Source organism: Alphaproteobacteria bacterium PA2 (assembly GCA_002256425.1).
Taxonomy (GTDB): Bacteria; Pseudomonadota; Alphaproteobacteria; order Caulobacterales; family Caulobacteraceae; genus Phenylobacterium.
In genome coordinates this window covers 2921624-2940161 of record NKIZ01000001.1, presented here as the reverse complement: position 1 = coordinate 2940161, position 18538 = coordinate 2921624, and the positions used below count along the sequence as shown (strand labels likewise).

The window sequence follows — 18538 nt, the reverse complement described above, 5'->3', positions numbered from 1 at the left end:
ACGAAATCAGGCGGGTCGGCGAAAGCCGGCCCGCCTTTTTCGTGCGCGGGTGACTGGCGCATCCAAGCTCTGCCGAAGAGGAGCCCTTCTAAGGTTACGCAGCGCTTTAGGAACTGGATACCGGCCTCCGCCGGTATGACCGGGGGTTGGAGATCGGGCGCGGACTCGCAACACCCACCGGTCACCCCGGCGGAGGCCGGGGTCCAGTTCATCAAGCTCGGAGATGAGGTGAAGGCCGAGGGACGACCTGTCCGGTCAGGTCGTGACCTGCCCCGGGGCTCCCTGATAGCCGGTCAGGCGTAGCCGTAGCGCTGGATCCAGGGCTGCAGGACCGCAATGGCGGGCCCCATGTGGGCTTCATAATTCCGCCAGTAGCCGACACCGCCGGCATTGAGGCCCTGGACCACCTGACCCGCGCTCGGGGTCCGTATGTCGCGGCTCCTGGCGGTTTCCACGAAGTTGCGCATGTTCACATCGAATTCGAGGCCGAGGCTGTCGCACAGGGCGCTGATCCGCCCGTCGAAGTCGGCGATCATGTCTTCATGACTGTGGACGTGAAACTTCAGCGGCAGCTTTTCAGCGTACAGCTCGGCCAGATCCATGGTGGCGCCATAGAGCGCCGAGAGCCGTTCCAGGTCGGTGAACTCGTAGATGGTCCGGCTCATGTTGAAACCCCGCCGGAAGCAGCTCAGGACCACGTCCCGGGGATCGCGGCGGGCGATGATCACCTTGGCCTTGGGGAAAAGCCTGGCCACCAGGGGCAGATAGGTTGTGAGGGAGGGCTGCTTGTCCACAAAGGTCTTGCCGTCCACCGCCAGCCCATAATCAGCAATTCGCTGCCAATAGGCGGCCACCCGGCTTGCGATCCCGGCGTCATCCAGGGAGAGCAGGGTCTCCATGGAGTCCTGCTCCAGGAAGAAGGTCGTGATGTCCTCGCCCAGGGTCGGCTTTTCTTCCAGGGCCAGGACATCGGGGTGGCTGGCCAGGATCTGTTCCAGCAGGGTCGTCCCTGACCGGGGGAAACCCACCAGGAAGACATGGTTCACATCAGGGCCGGGCGATGGGGGTCTGACCGGGAAGGTCATGCCTTCGGCCGAGAACTCCCGGGTCAGGCGCTGGCAGAGGCTGAGGGCGCTCTCCACGTCATCGCCGCCATGCTGGGGGGCGTAGATGCGCCGTTGAATGGTGTTGCCTTCCAGATATGCGGCGAAGGCATCGTCGTACTGTCCCAGACCGTCGAGGGCGTCGCCCAGCAATCGGCACAGGGGCGCCTTCTGCAGGGGCGCAATCTGGGGATCGTCAAGTTCACCCTGCAGCCGGCTGGCCACGGCGGCGTGGTCGCCCGCCTCAATGTCCAGGGTGGCGAGGGTCAGGAAGGCCGCCGGCTCCCGGGGGTTGAGGCGCAGGGCGGTGTTGGCGTGCGCCCGGGCTTCATCAGGCTTTTTCTCGTGCAGGGAAAGTATGGCCAGAGCGCCCCTGGGATCGGGATAGTTGGGGTCCAGGGCCGCAGCCCGCGCCTGGGCGGTCCTGGCCTCCTTGAGGTCGCCGAGCGCCCTCAGGGCCAGGCCGGCGCCATGCTGGGCCGGCGCAAAACCCGGATGCCGCGCCAGGGCCGCCGAAAAGGCCCGCAGGGCGTTCACAGGCTCGGCCTGCTTGATCCAGCAATGGCCAATGGCGCTGAGTATGCTCACATCATCGGGAGCGATCTGCAGGGCCTGGTCAAGCAGCTTCAGGGCGCCGGGAAAATCGCCCTGGACCTCCAGGCGGTGTGCGCAGAGATTCAGCAGGGTAGGGTGGGTTTCACCCAGGGCGACCGCCACTTCGGCCAGGTCAACCGCGCCTTCAATATCGTTGGCGGCGAGCTTCTGGTTGATGCTGTCGAAGAGCTCTTGGCGATCCAATGGGGGCCTCAGTGTCGATAGGGCGGAACGGTCCGAGGCCGACCAGCCTCAGAGTGCTTCTGTATACTCCGCCGCCTCATTGTGGAATTCATCAATGGCCGCAAGCACCTCGCCGTACAGGTCGTGCTCGTACTGGGTCACATAGGGATTGCGCACATCGGTCAGCAGTATGACCCGCAACTGGTCGCTGTTGTTCCAGGCCTCATGCTCGATGGTGTCGTCGAAGACCCAGGCCTTCCCGGGAACCCACGGCCGGGTCTCGGACCCGACCCGGAAGCCGCAATGGTCGGGCACGATCAGCGGCAGGTGGAAGACCAGGCGGGTGTTGGATACCCCGTGGTGCGGCGGAATGCGGGTGTGGGGTTTGAGTGCGGAAAGGACAGCAACCGGCGAGCGGTTCGGAACTACGGGCTGGGGCAGGAGGTCGAGGGCCTCAAGGGTCTTCGGGAACCTGTCGGCATTCTCTGCGACCACCTTGCCCCGGGACTTGAGCGCCAGGGTTGTCCAGGTCTGTGAGTGGTTGAGATCCGCCCACTGGTCGACTGGCACCCCCATGGGCAGCTGGACATAGGGTGAGAAGGCTTCCTGGCCCCGGGCCAGTTCCTGCTGGACCTCATCCAGTATGGCTTCGAAAAAGCCCTCCACCTCGGGCATCCAGGGAAACAGGCTGTCGTCATAGAACTCGATGGAGGGCAGGCCCGGAAAGTGGAAGTCCGACGGTTGGGACTGGAAGACCTTGGCCTTGCCGGTGATCACATTGACGAAATGGTCGAAGCGCTTGCGCTCCTGTCGGGAAGCGGCAGGCGACTTGGCCTCTACCGTCTCCCACATGGCCGAGGTGAAATCGTCCATGTATTTTGAGTAGACGGCCTGGGCGCGGGCCAGGGCGGTTCGGGTCGGCGGATCCAGTTCCGCCTCAGGCGGGGCGAAGACCAGGGCGACGGCGTAAACCCGACCGGCGGCGGGCGTGTCGCCCTGACTGTCAAGGATCGACCCCTTCATCAGCAGGCCGTGGAAGGAGCGGGGCTCGACATCCAGGGCGTGGTTGACCGCGTCGAGGGCGGCGTCGGCCTGACCGCTGCGGCGCAGAAGGCCGGCATAGTTCAGCCAGGCGCCCAGGTTCTTCGGATCCAGGGAGATGGCGCGCTTCAGGATTTCCAGGGCCCTGCCGGGATCATTGGCCGCAATGGCCCGCATGGCCGGAGTGTTCACGTCCAGAGGCGTTGGGGCTGGGGCGTCCGACATGTGGTTTCAATCCAGGCGAAGACCCCGGAATCTAGACCACTTCCGGCAGGGTCAGGCCACCGAAATGTACCCCGTTTCAGCGCAACCTCTGCACCTTGATCCCGGGCTTGCCGTTCAGGGACATGAAGAAGCCGCCCACGGCGCCACGGGTGATCACGGCCTTCATGCCCTTGCGGGGCTTGGGATAGATGTCCCCGGCGTCGAACTGCCGCCAGACGGCGCCGTCTTCGAAGACGAACTGCAGATGGCCGTCTTCCCCGGCCTGGGGATAATCCAGCACCAGCTCGATCCGGGTGTCGATTTCCTCGGTCTTTGAGCCCCCGTTGAAGATGGCGAAGCTGGGCAGGCTCAGGCCGAAGGATTGCCGCTTGATGGTCCGGATCTGTTCGCGGTCCACCACAACCACGTCGCCCTTGGCCGTGGCCGTCTCGAACTGGGTGGCTGCAGAGTCATAGCAGGCCAGGCGCTCGGTCGGGTTTGTCCTGGTCTTGCAGTCCAGCAGGGCCTTGAGAACCGCCGCCTTGTCCGGGGCGACATCCTTGGCGGCGCTGACAGCTGGCGCCCCCATGGCGAGAGCGCCAAGCAGGATGGGCAGAGCGAAGCGGGCTGACGTCTTCATGGGTGTTTTCCTCTGCGGGATTTCAGTTTGCGTCTGGCTGGTCGAGGCTCAGTGAACGGCCCGCGGCGCCAGGACAGCGGCGCCTCCGGTCTGGCCGCGCAGGCGTTCCTCCGCGATCTGGTCGAGCATGCCCTTGGCGCGCGGGTCACCCAGAACCCAGGCCGCCGCCGCCAGGGTGCGGACAGAGGTGGCGGAGACGCCCAGGGCGTGCTGCAGGGCCTGGAAGGTGGACAACTGGGTCGACATGGGCTTGAGCCGGACCTCGCCCTTCAGCTTGGCCAGGGTCTTGGCTTTCTCGACGGCGTCATAGAAGCCGCCGACCTGATCAACCAGACCCAGCTGCCTGGCCTGATCGCCGGTCCAGACGCGCCCCTTGGCGATCTCGCGAACCCGCGCCTCGGGCAGCTTGCGACCCTGAGCAACCCGGACGATGAAGTTGTTGTAGATCTGGTCCATCCAGCCAGCGAAGGATGCCCGCTCCTGGGGTGTGAATTCGCGGCCCATGCCGAAGGCGCCGGAATAGGACGATCCGACGTTCAGCTGCCGGACATCCACCCCATAGCGCGCCAGGGCCTCGCCGAGGGCGAACTTGCCGCCGAACACGCCGATAGACCCTGTCAGCGAGCTGGGCTGTGCAACAATCGATGAGGCCTGGGAGCTGATCCAGTACCCGCCTGAGGCGGCATAGGTGCCCATGGAGACCACAACCGGCTTGCCGACCGCCTTGGCGGTCTTCACGGCAGCCAGGATCTGTTCGGAAGCCGTATCAGACCCGCCAGGCGAATTCACCCGCATGACGATGGCCTTCACATCCTGATCCTCGATGGCGTCGTAAAGCGCCTGGGACATGGTGTCGGAATAGATGGTCGACTCGCTGGAGAAGGGATTGCCGCCGGACCCGGCATTGCCGGTGACTATGGGGCCTTCCGCTTCGACCACGGCGATGGCGGGGCCCATGCCTGTGTCGATTTCCCGGGCGCTATGGGCATAGTCCTGGAAGTCATAGAGGGCGGACTCAGTCCCCGCCTTGGCCAGTATGGCTTCTTCGGCGTCCTTGACCTGGCCGACCTTGTCGATGAGCCGCAGTTTGAGGGCCTGTTCGGCGAGGTAGGGGCCCGCCTCCAGATTCCGTTTCATTTCCTCGGGCGCCTGCTTGCGGTCAGCCGCGGCGGCGGCAGTCGCGATCTGGTAGATCGAGCCGATCCATCCCAGTTCGGCCTCCCGGTGGGCGTCGGTATAGTTGTCGTGCAGGTATCCGTTTACGGCGTTCTTGTACTCATAGCGCTGCTCGTAGTTGGCCTTGACACCGTACTTGTCGAACATGCGCTTGAAGAAAATGTCCTCATTGGCGATGCCGGTCACCTGGAATGACGCCCCCGGCTGCATCCAGAGTTCATCAGCCGCGGTCCCGACGGCGTAGGTCGAAGTCACCATTCCGGATGGATAGAGTCCCTGGCTGTGCGCCAGGACAGGCTTTCCGGTGGCCTTGAAATGCTTGATTGCGCCACGGATTTCATCAGCGGCCGCGGGCTCCATTCCCCCCTCTGGCAGGCGGATCAGCAGGGCCTTTACCCGGTCATCGGTTTCCGCGTGGCGCAGGGTCGAGATGATCGACATCACCGACAGGGAGCCGCCGCTCAGGGCCGAAAGGGGATTGCCGGAGTCCTGGTCAGTCAGGTTCTGCCGCAGGTCCAGATTCAGCACGGTCTGATCAGGCGCCACCTCACCCCCCGAAGAACTGGCCGCCATGCCGATCAGCAGCACGGGAATGCCCACGAGGAACAGCATGAGGCCTGCAAAGACGCCGGCCGCGGTGATGAGGAACTGCTTCATTTGACATCCAGGACGAGGAAAACCGGTTCTAGCCTGTTTTCCGGGTGTCTGCACAGTTCTGGCGTCCAGGAACCAGGGTTCAGAGGAAGTCCTGCATGTCCTTCTGCACTTGCGCCACAACCGTGGCCCAGTCTCCGGGGCGTGGCTGTCGGTAGAGTCTCATGGTTGGATACCAGGGACTTGTTGAACCCGACCGCTTCCAGCGCCAGTCCACCCCCTGGGCGGCCAGCATCAGGAAGCAGGGCTTTCCCAGGGCGCCGGCCAGGTGGGCGATGGCGGTATCGACGCTGATCACAAGGTTCAGACCGGCAATGATCTCCGCCGTCTCCTGGAAGGATCGTGCGCCGGTCGACTCCGGGGCGAGGTTCAGGGCCTCAAACGGCAGGATCAGGTCATCCGGCAGGGACCTGACCCCGTCATTGGCGTGACTGGGTTTGCCCCGCCGGACCAGTCCGACCTTGCCGCCCAATGGCTTCGGGGGCGCCGACAGATAGGGCGCTCCCGGAATCCTGTCGGAACTGACCCTGAGCAGGCCCGGCAGGTCCATGACCTGGCACCAGTAGTCCGGATCGGGGAATTCCACCTTCCCGGCGGCGGCCAGAGCCCGCACGCCCAGGCCCTGGAACAGGGGCGCCAGCGCCGGCTCGCACAGCCAGGTTACGTCTGCGCCCATGCCGGCGAGCACGGGTGCGAACCGGGCCATCTGGATCTGGTCGCCAAAGCCCTGCTCGGGAAACACCACCAGGGACTTTCCCTCGAGGGACTGGCCGGTCCAGGCGGGGAAGGGGAGGTCGGGCCGCGGCCGGGCGCCAGGCAGCTCATATCGGGCGCTGTAGTGGCTGAACCCCTCATCAAAGCGACCTTGGGCCAGCAGGGCGAGAGCCAGATCGTATCTTGCGAACGGATTTCCGGGATCAAACTTCAGGACCCGCCGGAATTCCTCGGCCGCCCGGGCGAATTGACCCTCATAGGCCAGGGCGCGCCCACGATTGTGGATCTGCTCGGCGCGCGGGCTCCGCATAGGCGACCTTTCGCTTCAAGACTGGGGCGAACGCGGGAAGAATTGGTCGGAGTGGCAGGATTCGAACCTGCGACCCCCGCGTCCCGAACGCGGTGCTCTACCAGACTGAGCCACACTCCGACTAGGGAGCGGCCTTATAGAGTAGCAACCCAACCGCCGCAAGCTGCCGACGAGGCGTTGCATAACCGCAAGTGTTACGCTATCTCGACGCCCTCGCGCGGAGCTTGCTTCGTCGCCGTTCCTGCTGGGGAATGGTGTAATGGTAACACAGCGGTTTTTGGTACCGTCATTCTAGGTTCGAGTCCTAGTTCCCCAGCCAATCTTCCCGATCTCCCGTTTACCTTGTGGTAGGAGCCGATTCATCGGGCCTTAAAGCAACTGTGCGCAACTGTTGGGCATGGTACGGAATAAATCAGGCCCGAATTCCCCGGACGTCGTCGACTTGGAAGAGTCTGCGGCCGCCCGCGCTTCGGACGAATTGGCTGCAGCACTCGAGTCCCTGGCGGCTGGCGGACGCGCCAGTCTGACCACCGGCGCAGCCTCGCCCCGGGTTGTCCGCGCCTTCAACCTGCTTGCCCAGCAGTTGCAGACGAACACCGCCGCTCCGACGACTTCCCTGCTGGCGCCCAACAAGCGCGGACGCTCGAAAATGCCCACCTATGTCGCCCTGATGGGCGCTGGCGGCTTTTCCACCCTGCGCGGGCACATCGGCTCCAAGATCGCCGACCTTGTCCTGCGGGCCACCGCTGACCGGATCCGTAACAATATCGGCTCGGCGCGGATCGGCCGGATCGGCCGGACCAATATCGAATTCGCCTTCACGGCCCCCAATGACGAGTCGGCGTCCTCCAAGCTTCAGGCGCTGATGGAAGTGCTGGGCTCGCGTCTGGAAGTCGAAGGCCAGAGCTTCGACCTGGAAGTCGCCCTGGGCTATGCCAGTCTCGACGAGTGTGGGGATTCAGCTGTCGAGTGCGCCGCCCTTGCCCTGGGTCACGCCCAGGTCGGCCACCGCAAGGTTGTCGGCTTCCGGGAAGAGGACCGCTCGCAGGCCGCCGCCCGTCTGGTCATGCTTGGCGATCTGCGCCGGGCGATCACGGGGGATGAACTCTTCCTGGTCTATCAGCCCAAGCTGCATACCCGTTCCAATGAGATCCACTCGGTAGAGGCCCTGATCCGCTGGCAGCATCCCGAGCGGGGACTCATTCCCCCCGATGAATTCATTGGCCCTGCCGAGGAAACCGGCCTTGTCGCCGACCTGACCCGCTGGGTCCTGGTGCGCGCCATCGAGGAACAGGCCCTGCTGATCGAGCGGGGGCATCATGTCGAGGTCTATATCAACCTGTCGGGCCGCCTGGTGGCCGACAAGGCCTTCATCGACTGGGCGATCGAAACCGTAGCCGCCCGGGCTGAGGGCCAGATCGGCTTTGAAATCACCGAAACCGCAGTCATTGATGATCCGGAGACGGCCCTGGCGCATCTGCACGCCATTGCTGACGCAGGGATCAAGATCGCCATTGACGACTATGGCTCGGGCCTGTCGTCCCTGGCCTATCTGAAGCAGTTGCCGGCCCACGAACTGAAGATCGACCAGATGTTCATTTCCGGTCTGACCTCAAGCCATCGCGACCCCTTGCTGGTCCGCTCCACCATCGACCTGGCTCACGCCCTGGAAATGGTGGTCACGGCCGAAGGCGTCAACAATCCCGGCGCCCTGGCCCTGTTGCGCATGATGGGATGTGATCATGTTCAGGGCTATCTGATCTCCAAGCCTCTTGAGTTCGGCGACCTGGACACCTTCCTCAGCGCCGAAGTCCAGCTGGCTTCGCCGATCCCCGCCATGTTGATGGACAGGCTCAAGGCTAACAAGGCGTAGTACTTCGAAATAAAAAAGTACGATTAATTCGCCTTTACCAGGTCTTTTGGCAAAGTCTTATAGTACCTCGATGTAGTCTCTAGGCTCGGACGCAAAGATCCGAGTGATGGGGGCTCCAATGCCTAGTATGACAAAGCTTAGCCGATCGGCACTGGCCGCAATGGCCTCAGTATCTGCGTTTGCTCTGGCTCCGTCGGCTCAGGCCGGCCCGGTCAAGCCCATGTATGGAAATGTTTCGCCGCTTTGGGGCTCTGTAGCGCCCGTCTATGGCAATGTTTCCCCTTTGTATGGAAATGTGTCGCCTCTCTACGGCAACGTGTCACCTCTTTACGGCAACGTCTCGCCACTATACGGCAATGTGTCTCCGCTCTACGGCAACGTTTCGCCGCTCTGGGGCACTGTTCACCCGTATTATGGGAACGTGTCTCCGCTCTGGGGCAGCATTAAGGCCCTGGATGGCAGTGCGACCGAGCTGAATCCCTATACCGCCAGCTCCAGCACCCTTAATGGCGTTTCGGCCTTCTGGGGTACGACTTCGCCCTATACCAACAACATGACTGGCGCCGGCCTCAACACATACTGGAAGAACGCCGGTCTGACCTGGAATGACATCAATACGTCCTGGGCAGCCATTCCAGCGGGCTCCCCTGCTAGCGCCTATCAGACGATCGTCACCAAGCTCAACGCCCTGGGGCAGACCAACGCGACCTTCTGGAATCCGGCCATCAAGGCCAAGACTGGCGGCGTGGGCTATGTCCAGACGGTGTCTAATCCGCTGCTGGCCAAGTATGGCCTTGATCTGTCCAATCCTGCGACCTTGGCGCAGATGGATCAGACCAAGCGCGGCATGTTCTTCCTGGATCTCTACGACAGCCTGATGAAGTACACAGGCACCGATCATGTCGACTACTGGATGAACCTGGTTCAATGGTCGCCGTCCCTTACCCAAACCCAGGGTTCGGGCGCCGATACGACCATCGGTCTGCTGGACTTCACCGTTTCGGGCAATACCACGGTCACCAAGAATGTGATCGCCTATAGCGGCGTGTCACAGTTCACCAATGGCCACGGCGTCGCGGTTGGCAGCCTGATGGTTGGCGCCCACGACGGAAAGGGCGTCATGGGCATAGCGCCCAAGTCCAAGGTCATCGCCTACAACCCCTTTGATGCGACCGGCACCACCAACTGGACCGACATCACGACTGGCGTCATCGCCATGACGACCGACACGGCCAATTACAAGGGCGCCAGCATTGTCAATGCGTCCCTCGGCGAACCTGGCCTGGCGCTGGCGCAGGGCTGGAACACCGTCTTCACCTCGCCCGGCGTTTCGGCGGTTGCCAACAAGACCGTGTTTGTAATTGCAGCCGGCAATGAGGGCGTGGCTCAGACAACCAACATCACCTGGAACTTCAATACCAATCCTGATGTTCTGATTGTCGGTTCCGTGAATTCGGTCGGCTACATCTCGAACTTCAGCAATACGCCAGGTAATGCCTGCATGCTGGCCAGCGGGACATCCACCTGCGTCGCTGGAAACTATCTGAAGGACCACTTCCTCGTGGCTCCTGGTGAGCTGATCCTCATCGACGATGGCGCCGGTGGCGTTGTCCGTCAGTCGGGGACATCTCTCGCGGCTCCGCTGGTTTCTGGCGCCGTGGCCCTCGTCCATGATCGCTGGAAATGGCTGGCCAACTATCCGAAGGTCACCAACTACATTATCCTCAATTCGGCTCGTGACATCGGCGACCCCGGCGTTGACCCGATCTATGGTCACGGCCTGCTGGACATCACGGCGGCCCAGTCGCCGCTGAACTGGGACAACCTGACCTACTATACGGGTACGGCGACCGCCAATAATACCGGCGTCATCAGCACCAATACCCTGACCCAGCGCAGCGTCTCGACCATCATCACCCAGTCCAAGCTCGAAAAGCAGAAGACCTGGGACGCCCAGGGCCTCTTCATCTACGCCATTGAAGAGCTTGGTCCGACCCGTCGCGACTTCGCCATTCCGGTGGCGCGCAAGCTGATCGGTCAGAACGTGGTTCGCCTCAATGGTTCCACTGAAAAGTTCCAGGCCTATCTGGTGGATCGCATGGGAACCTGGGTCGACAGCAAGCCCGGCTTCGCCGAGGACAGCTCCAAGGCCAACTTTGCGGGCTTCGCCAAAGGTGTGGCCATGCGCAATCCCTGGGGCGCCGACATGTCCCTGACCCTTGCGCCGCAGTCCAGGCGTGACGGCTTTGTCCAGACCGGGGTGGCCTACCAGTCCCGCCTGCACATTGCCGGCGACGGCTCGGAAGCCGAGTTCGGCTTCGGCGACGGCGCTGTCACCCTGGGCGCCATGCCGGGCTTCGGCCAAGCTGCCGACTATGACGCCACCCGCGGTGGGGCCAACCCCCTCCTGGGCCTGGCTTCCGGCGGCGCCTTTGGCAAGATCGCCTTCAACCTGACGGACAATGTCCAGGTTTCGGCCGGTTCGACCCAGAGGAACGACCTGCGCGACACCGGCTCCAGCCCTGGCCTTCGGGTCCTGGGCAATGGCGCCGAGCGTTACGAGGCGGCGGCGACCAATCTCGGCGTCAATGTGAAGGTGGCTGAAGGCGTCCACATCCTGGGCGGCCTGACCCACCTGACCGAAGCCAGCGGCCTGCTGGGCATCCAGTCCCTGGAAGCCAGCGACCTGGGCGCCGGTTCGACCACCGACGGCTACAATGTCGGCGTCGATGCGGCTCTGGGCCCGAACACCCGCCTTGCGGTCTCGGGCACGGTCGGCAAGACCCGGACCAACGGCGGCCAGGCCTTCAGCGCGAAGGACATGACCTCGACGGCCTATCAGGTCTCCCTGACCCAGGGCGATCTCTTCGCCAAGGGCGATGTGGTGCGGATCTCCGTGTCCCAGCCCCTGCATGTGGAGAAGGGCGACCTGGCCTTCACCTCCTACGGCATTGCTGACCGCGAGACCGGCGAGCTGGGCTTCATCACCCAGCACATCGGCACCGCCCCCCCGCGGCCCCTGGCCACGGAAATGCTCTATGGCCGCCCGGTGCTCAAGGGTCTTGGCGAGGTCAGCTTCTACGGCCGCGTCGACACCGACACGTCCAATACCGAGACCACCTATATGAGCGGCGCACGGTTCAAGTTCCGCTTCTAGGACAGGACCCAGCTCCACACCTACAGACGACAATCTGGCCCCCGGCTCAATTTGCCGGGGGCCTTTTTGCGTTCAGAAGTCATGATGTAAGGTGTCGATTTCAGTTTTCAGGCGTTCATTTTTCAATAACGAATACCCAAAATCATATGGTTTCGACAATCTTAAGAAGAGTTTTCCCAATGCCTGCAAATGATAACATTCACAGAGATAATACGATTAAATCCCCTTTACTAAACATCTTGGCAAATCATTAGATAGGCTGTGGATATCTTCCAGGCTCGGACTCAAAGATCCGAGTGATGGGGGCTTCCATGCCTAAGAAGACAAAGCTGAACGTGATCGCTCTGGCCGCAATGGCTTCAGTTTCTGCGATTGCCCTTGCACCGTCGGCTCAGGCCGGCCCGGTGAAGCCGGTCTATGGCAATGTTTCGCCGCTTTGGGGCTCTGTGGGGCCCGTTTATGGCAATGTTTCCCCATTGTATGGAAATGTGTCGCCTCTCTATGGCAACGTGTCTCCACTCTACGGCAATGTTTCTCCCCTCTACGGGAATGTTTCTCCGCTTTACGGTAACGTGTCGCCGTTGTGGGGCACTGTTCACCCGTATTACGGAAACGTGTCTCCGCTCTGGGGCAGTATCAAGGCCCTGGATGGCAGCTCGACCCAGCTGAACCCCTATACCGCCAGCTCCAGCAGCCTCAATGGCGTATCGGCCTTCTGGGGAACGATTGCGCCCTACACCAACAACATGACCAGCGCCGGTCTTAACACTTATTGGAAGACCGCGGGCCTGACCTGGAATGGCATCGATACGGCCTGGGCTGCAATCCCCGCAGGATCCACCGCCGCCGCCTATGCGCCGATCGCCACTCAGCTTAACGCCTTTGGGCAGAGTGCGACCACCTTCTGGGATCTGGCGATCAAGGCCAAGACCGGCGGAGTCGGGTATCAGCAGGCTGTCGCCAATCCCCTGTTCGCCAAGTACGGCATCAGTCTTTCCAGCCCTGCAACCCTTGCGCAGATGGATCAGACCAAGCGAGGCCTGTTCCTCCTGGATCTGTACGACAGCCTGATGAAGTATACGGGCACTGACTACATCGACTACTGGATGAACCTGGTTCAATGGTCGCCTTCCCTTACGCAGACCCAAGGGTCTGGCTCAGACACCACGATCGGGCTCCTGGACTTTACGGTTTCAGGAAACACCACGGTCAGTCAGAATATTGTCGCCTATAGCGGTGTCTCGCAGTTCACCAATGGTCATGGGGTCGCCGTGGGCAGCCTGATGGTCGGCGCCCATGATGGCGCCGGCATCATGGGCATTGCGCCCAAGGCCAAGGTGATCGCCTACAATCCCTTTGATGCGACAGGCACCACCAACTGGACTGACATCACCACAGGCATCGTAAATCTTACGACTGGCACTGCCGCCTACAAGGGCGCCAGCATCGTAAACGCCTCCCTCGGTGAACCAGGCTACGCCCTGGCGCCCGGCTGGGGCACGGTCTTCAGCAGCCTGGCCGCCCCCGCCACTTCGGCTATCGCAGGCAAGACGGTCTTCGTGATCGCCTCCGGCAATGACGGTGTTTCGCAGACGGCCAATGTCACCTGGGATTTTGCAAAATATCCCGATGTCCTGCTTGTCGGTTCGGTGAATGCCGCCGGTTATATCTCGAACTTCAGCAACACCCCCGGCAATGCCTGCCTGCTCGCACCCGGCACGACGGTCTGCCAGCCCGGCAACTATCTGAAGGATCGCTTCCTTGTTGCGCCTGGCGAGTTGATCCTCGTCGACAACGGCGCTGGCGGCGTTTCGCGTCAGTCGGGCACCTCCCTGGCGGCGCCGCTGGTTTCGGGCGCGGTGGCCTTGCTTCACGACCGCTGGAAATGGCTGGCGAGCTATCCCAAGGTCACCAACTCCATCCTGCTGAATACGGCTCGGGATCTGGGCGATCCGGGGGTTGACCCGATCTATGGTCGCGGCCTGCTCGATGTTACCGCAGCACAGTCGCCGCTGAACTGGGATAATCTTATCTACTATACGGGCAAGAAGAACTCCACGACGGCGGTCAGCACAAATGGAGTCATCTCCACCACAGGGCTTAAGACCAGCTCGGTCGCCACCGTGATCAAGGACTTCCGCAAGGACAAGACCAACGCCTGGAATGCCCAGGGGCTGTACTTCTACGCCATCGAGGAATTCAACGCGACGACAGGCGCCAATCTCAACGCCAATGTCGCCCTGACCGGCACCCGCACCCGTCGCGACTTCGCCATTCCGGTGGCGCGCAAGCTGATCGGTCAGAATGTGACCCGCGCCTCGGGCGACGCTGACCTGTTCCAAAGCTATCTGGTGAGCCGGATGGAAGGCTGGATCGCGACCAAGCCAGCCTTCGCCGAGGACAGCTCCAAGGCCAACTTTGCGGGCTTCGCCAAGGGCGTGGCCATGCGCAATCCCTGGGGCGCCGACATGTCCCTTTCGATTGCGCCGCAGTCCAAGCGTGACGGCTTTGTCCAGACCGGGGTGGCCTACCAGTCCCGCCTGCACATTGCCGGCGACGGCTCGGAAGCCGAGTTCGGCTTCGGCGACGGCGCTGTCACCCTGGGCGCCATGCCGGGCTTCGGCCAAGCTGCCGACTATGACGCCACCCGCGGTGGGGCCAACCCCCTCCTGGGCCTGGCTTCCGGCGGCGCCTTTGGCAAGATCGCCTTCAACCTGACGGACAATGTCCAGGTTTCGGCCGGTTCGACCCAGAGGAACGACCTGCGCGACACCGGCTCCAGCCCTGGCCTTCGGGTCCTGGGCAATGGCGCCGAGCGTTACGAGGCGGCGGCGACCAATCTCGGCGTCAATGTGAAGGTGGCTGAAGGCGTCCACATCCTGGGCGGCCTGACCCACCTGACCGAAGCCAGCGGCCTGCTGGGCATCCAGTCCCTGGAAGCCAGCGACCTGGGCGCCGGTTCGACCACCGACGGCTACAATGTCGGCGTCGATGCGGCTCTGGGCCCGAACACCCGCCTTGCGGTCTCGGGCACGGTCGGCAAGACCCGGACCAACGGCGGCCAGGCCTTCAGCGCGAAGGACATGACCTCGACGGCCTATCAGGTCTCCCTGACCCAGGGCGATCTCTTCGCCAAGGGCGATGTGGTGCGGATCTCCGTGTCCCAGCCCCTGCATGTGGAGAAGGGCGACCTGGCCTTCACCTCCTACGGCATTGCTGACCGCGAGACCGGCGAGCTGGGCTTCATCACCCAGCACATCGGCACCGCCCCCCCGCGGCCCCTGGCCACGGAAATGCTCTATGGCCGCCCGGTGCTCAAGGGTCTTGGCGAGGTCAGCTTCTACGGCCGCGTCGACACCGACACGTCCAATACCGAGACCACCTATATGAGCGGCGCACGGTTCAAGTTCCGCTTCTAGGTTCCAGCCGGGCAGGGCGACCTGTCCGGTGGATTTCAGTTCCCTAAGGAAGGGGTCCCTGGCGCACAGCACCAGGGACCTTTTTCAATTCAGTCCATCGAGGCGCACACCCGGTGTAGTGATTCAGTAAACAATATTTACAAATTCTATACTCGATTTCGTGGAGTCAAACTTCCGCGCCCAGTCCAGTAAAAACTGCGGTTAATTGCGATTCATCTAGTTCCTTCAATCTATCTTATCTGAGCAGCGGTAAGCCCGTACTGCGGAACAAAGTGTTCCGGAATTGGGGGCCGCCATGGCTACGAAGTTGAAGACTCTGCGTTACGCTCTGCCGCTGGCCATGCTGGCTTCGGTGTCGAGCTTCGCCATATCGGCCGATGCGGCGACGAAGACCAAGACGTCGACTGCGACGACCACCAAGACAGCCACGACGACCACGACGCCCAAGACCACCACGACGACGGCGGCGCCCAAGACGGCCGCCGCGACCGCAGCGCCGACGACGGCGCCCGCTTCGACCGCGGCTCCGCTCATCAAGCCGGTTCGCGCCTTCTATGGGAACGTTTCGCCGCTTTATGGCAACGTGTCCCCGCTCTACGGAAATGTGTCGCCACTCTATGGCAATGTTTCGCCCCTGTACGGCAATGTCTCACCGCTTTACGGCAATGTCTCGCCACTGTGGGGCGAGGTGAATGGCCTCTATGGAAACGTTTCTCCTCTGTCGGGAGGGTCTGGCGCCGTCAACCCTTACCTGGCGGGCACACTGACGCAGAATGGCGTCACGCCATTCTGGGGTTCCACCAGGCCCTACCAGGGCGCGATCACCAGCGAAAAGCTGGCCGAATACTGGAAGGAAGCTGGTAAAACTTACCAGGAGACCTTGAACACGTGGAATGCGATTTCACCGACGGCCTCTTCAGGGTCGTATAGCGAGATCGCCTCCAAGCTGCAGGAGATGGTTTCCAAGGCCAGTGAATACTGGACCAAGGCCGTTGTCCCGACCGGCACGAGCGGCTCCTTCAAGACCAAGTTCGCCGATCCTTTGATGACCAAGTACGGCATCGATCCGAAAAAGCCGGCGACCCTGGCGGCGCTGTCGCCGACCCAGAGGGCCCTCTTCTTCCTGGATTGGTATGACGGCCTGATGAACTATACTGGCACTGATCATATCGATCACTGGATGGCCACCGCCAACTGGTCGCCTTCCCTCACACAGACCCAGGGGTCAGGTTCCGACACCACCATCGGCCTGCTGGATTTCACCGTCGCCGGTGATGTCACCATCCAGAAGAACATCGTCGCCTTTGATGGCGTGTCCAGCTTCACCAACGGCCACGGCGCCGCTGTAGCGGGCCTGATGGTCGGCGCCCACGACGGCGTTGGCGTCATGGGCATAGCGCCCAGGGCCAAGGTGGTCGCCTACAACCCCTTCGACTCTACGGGCACCGCCAGCTGGGACGATGTCGCGACGGGCATCAAGTCCCTGGCCGCGAGCAGCGCCAGCATCATCAATGCATCTCTCGGCGAAGGCGGCTTCGCCCTTGCGCCCAGCTGGAACGACGTCTTCAGCCGGCCAGATGTCAGTCTGGTGGCCAAGGACAACCTCTTCGTTCTGGCCGCCGGCAATGATGGCGTGGTCCAGACCACCAACGTTACCTGGAACTTCGCCACCAACCCCAACCTGCTGATTGTCGGGTCGATCCAGTCCGATGGCTTGACCATTTCCAACTTCAACAACCAGCCGGGCACGGCCTGCCTGGTGGTAAGCGGTGGAACCTGCCAGACCGGCAACCGCCTGATGGACCGCTATCTGGTGGCGCCCGGCGAATTGATCCTGGTCTCTGACGACAAGGGTGGCGTCGCCCGCCATACCGGCACCTCCCTGGCGGCGCCAATCGTCTCCGGCGCTGTGGCCCTACTCCACGACCGTTGGCCCTGGCTCTCGACCTATCCGAAGGAAACCTCGGACATCATCCTGAAGTCGGCCAAGGACCTTGGCGCCCCGGGCGTTGACGCGGTCTTCGGCGCCGGTCTGCTGGACATCACGGCTGCACAGTCGCCGCTGGATTTCGGCAAGGCGGTTTTCTACGCGCCTGCCAATGGCAAGCTCGGCGGTGTTGTGCCGATCAGTCAGATCATCAGCAATCGGGCGACTGAGAAGGTCAAGGAATCGGGCAATCTGCAGAGCGCGGATGGCCTCTACTACTATGCCTTCGAGACCATCGGGAACACCAAGCGCGACTTCGCCATCCCGCTGGCCAGCAAGCTGATCGGTCAGACCTTCACGTCAGCCCAGGGTTCGTCAGAGCGGTTCCAGGACTATCTGGTCAAGCGCCTGGACAGCTGGATTGCGACCCAGTCGTCGAGCGGATCGAGCAGCAGCGGCAGTGGGTTCGCCTTCTCCAACAGCCAGAGCGTTCCCGTCGCCAATCCCTGGTCTGCGGACATGACCCTGACCATCGCCCCGCGCACGAACGTGCAGGGCTTTGTCCAGAGCGGCATGGACTATCAATCCAAGGTCCACGTGGCTGGCGAGCAGACCAGTCTGGACTTCGGCTTCGGCGACGGCGCAATCCCTGTGGGCGGCATGGAGGGCTTTGCCCTGGCCGGCGATGTGGATGCGACCAAGGGCGGCCTGGATCCCCTGCTGGGCCTGGCTTCCGGCGGCGGCTTCGCCAATCTGAAGTTCCACCTGAACGACAGGGTCGACCTCTCGGCCGGCATGACCAACCGCAACATGCTGCGGGATGTCGACGGCTCTCCGACCCTTGCCGTCCTGGGCAACGGTGCTGAACGCTATCAGGCCAACGCCCAGCACTTCGGCCTGAACTATCGTCTGACGGACGGGGTTCAGCTGATGGGCGCCTATACCCACCTCAACGAGGCCAACGCCTTCCTGGGCACCCAGTCCCTGGATCCCACCGACTTCGGCGGCGGTTCGCGCTCTCACGGCCTGACCGTGGGCGTCAATGCCGACCTTGGCCACGACACCCGCCTGGCCCTGAGCGGCACGGTCGGCAAGACCGCAGCCGGTTCGGGTCAGAACATCGCCGTGGACAAGGCTGGCGTGACCACTTCGGCCTATGAAGCGGTCCTGACGAAGTCCAACCTCCTGGCCCGGGGCGACGTCCTGCGGATGAGCCTGTCCCAGCCCATGCATGTGGAAAGCGGCAAGCTGAACATCGCCATTGCCGAAGTGACCGACCGTCACACCGGCGAGATCGGGGTGGTCAACCGGAGCCTGGACCTGCATCAGGCCCGTCCCTTCGCCGCAGAGGTCCTCTATGGCCGCCCGGTGCTCAAGGGCGCCGGGGATGTCAGCCTCTATGGTCGTGCCGACACCAATCCTGTCGGCAGCTCGGCCAAGAGCGAGTTCATGGGCGGCGCCCGCTTCCGGGTGAAGTTCTAGGGATCAGGGTCGGTCAGGCTGAAGCCTGGTCGGCCCGGTCACTTGCCCAGCACCCCTTCGG

9 protein-coding genes and 2 tRNA genes are annotated in these 18538 nt (G+C 62.7%); 5 read left to right on the top strand and 6 right to left on the bottom strand.

All coding sequences use genetic code 11. From position 1 onward, the window contains the following. Nucleotides 1-293 precede the first annotated feature (293 nt). The 6 genes from CFE28_14105 to CFE28_14080 form a co-directional block, all read right to left on the bottom strand. A complete protein-coding gene (locus tag CFE28_14105; GenBank protein ID OYU71023.1) occupies nt 294-1901 on the bottom strand; it encodes a hypothetical protein in 1608 nt (535 codons plus the stop codon). A gap of 48 nt (nt 1902-1949) precedes the next feature. Next, nucleotides 1950-3146 carry an aspartyl beta-hydroxylase gene (locus tag CFE28_14100; protein OYU71022.1) on the bottom strand — a complete coding sequence of 399 codons (1197 nt, stop codon included), beginning with the start codon at nt 3144-3146 and terminating at the stop codon, nt 1950-1952. Nucleotides 3147-3222: 76 nt separating this feature from the next. After that, nucleotides 3223-3765 (bottom strand): hypothetical protein, encoded by a 543-nt coding sequence (locus CFE28_14095; protein OYU71021.1) that lies wholly within the window; start codon nt 3763-3765, stop codon nt 3223-3225. Nucleotides 3766-3813: 48 nt separating this feature from the next. Continuing rightward, on the bottom strand, nt 3814-5598 hold the full coding sequence (sppA, locus tag CFE28_14090; GenBank protein OYU71020.1) for a signal peptide peptidase SppA: 1785 nt from the start codon (nt 5596-5598) through the stop codon (nt 3814-3816). Between the two features lie 79 nt (nt 5599-5677). Then, nucleotides 5678-6619, bottom strand: coding sequence for a hypothetical protein (locus CFE28_14085; GenBank protein OYU71019.1), 942 nt, complete (start codon nt 6617-6619; stop codon nt 5678-5680). A 43-nt stretch (nt 6620-6662) separates the two neighbouring features. After that, a tRNA-Pro gene (locus tag CFE28_14080) sits at nt 6663-6739 on the bottom strand. Between the two features lie 125 nt (nt 6740-6864). On the opposite strand from CFE28_14080, the gene CFE28_14075 reads away from it, so the two are divergent. The 5 genes from CFE28_14075 to CFE28_14055 all read left to right on the top strand — a co-directional run bounded on the left by CFE28_14075 (nt 6865) and on the right by CFE28_14055 (nt 18477). After that, nucleotides 6865-6938: transfer RNA gene (locus tag CFE28_14075), tRNA-Gln, on the top strand. Between the two features lie 546 nt (nt 6939-7484). Next, on the top strand, nt 7485-8492 hold the full coding sequence (locus tag CFE28_14070) for a hypothetical protein (protein OYU71724.1): 1008 nt from the start codon (nt 7485-7487) through the stop codon (nt 8490-8492). 106 nt (nt 8493-8598) lie between these two features. Then, nucleotides 8599-11649 (top strand): hypothetical protein, encoded by a 3051-nt coding sequence (locus CFE28_14065; protein OYU71018.1) that lies wholly within the window; start codon nt 8599-8601, stop codon nt 11647-11649. A 299-nt stretch (nt 11650-11948) separates the two neighbouring features. Next, entirely contained in the window at nt 11949-15068 is a 3120-nt protein-coding gene (locus tag CFE28_14060; protein OYU71017.1) for a hypothetical protein, read from the top strand. 340 nt (nt 15069-15408) lie between these two features. Further along, the gene (locus CFE28_14055; GenBank protein OYU71016.1) at nt 15409-18477 is read left to right on the top strand and encodes a hypothetical protein; all 3069 of its coding nucleotides are present in this window, start codon (nt 15409-15411) and stop codon (nt 18475-18477) included. Nucleotides 18478-18538 lie beyond the last annotated feature (61 nt).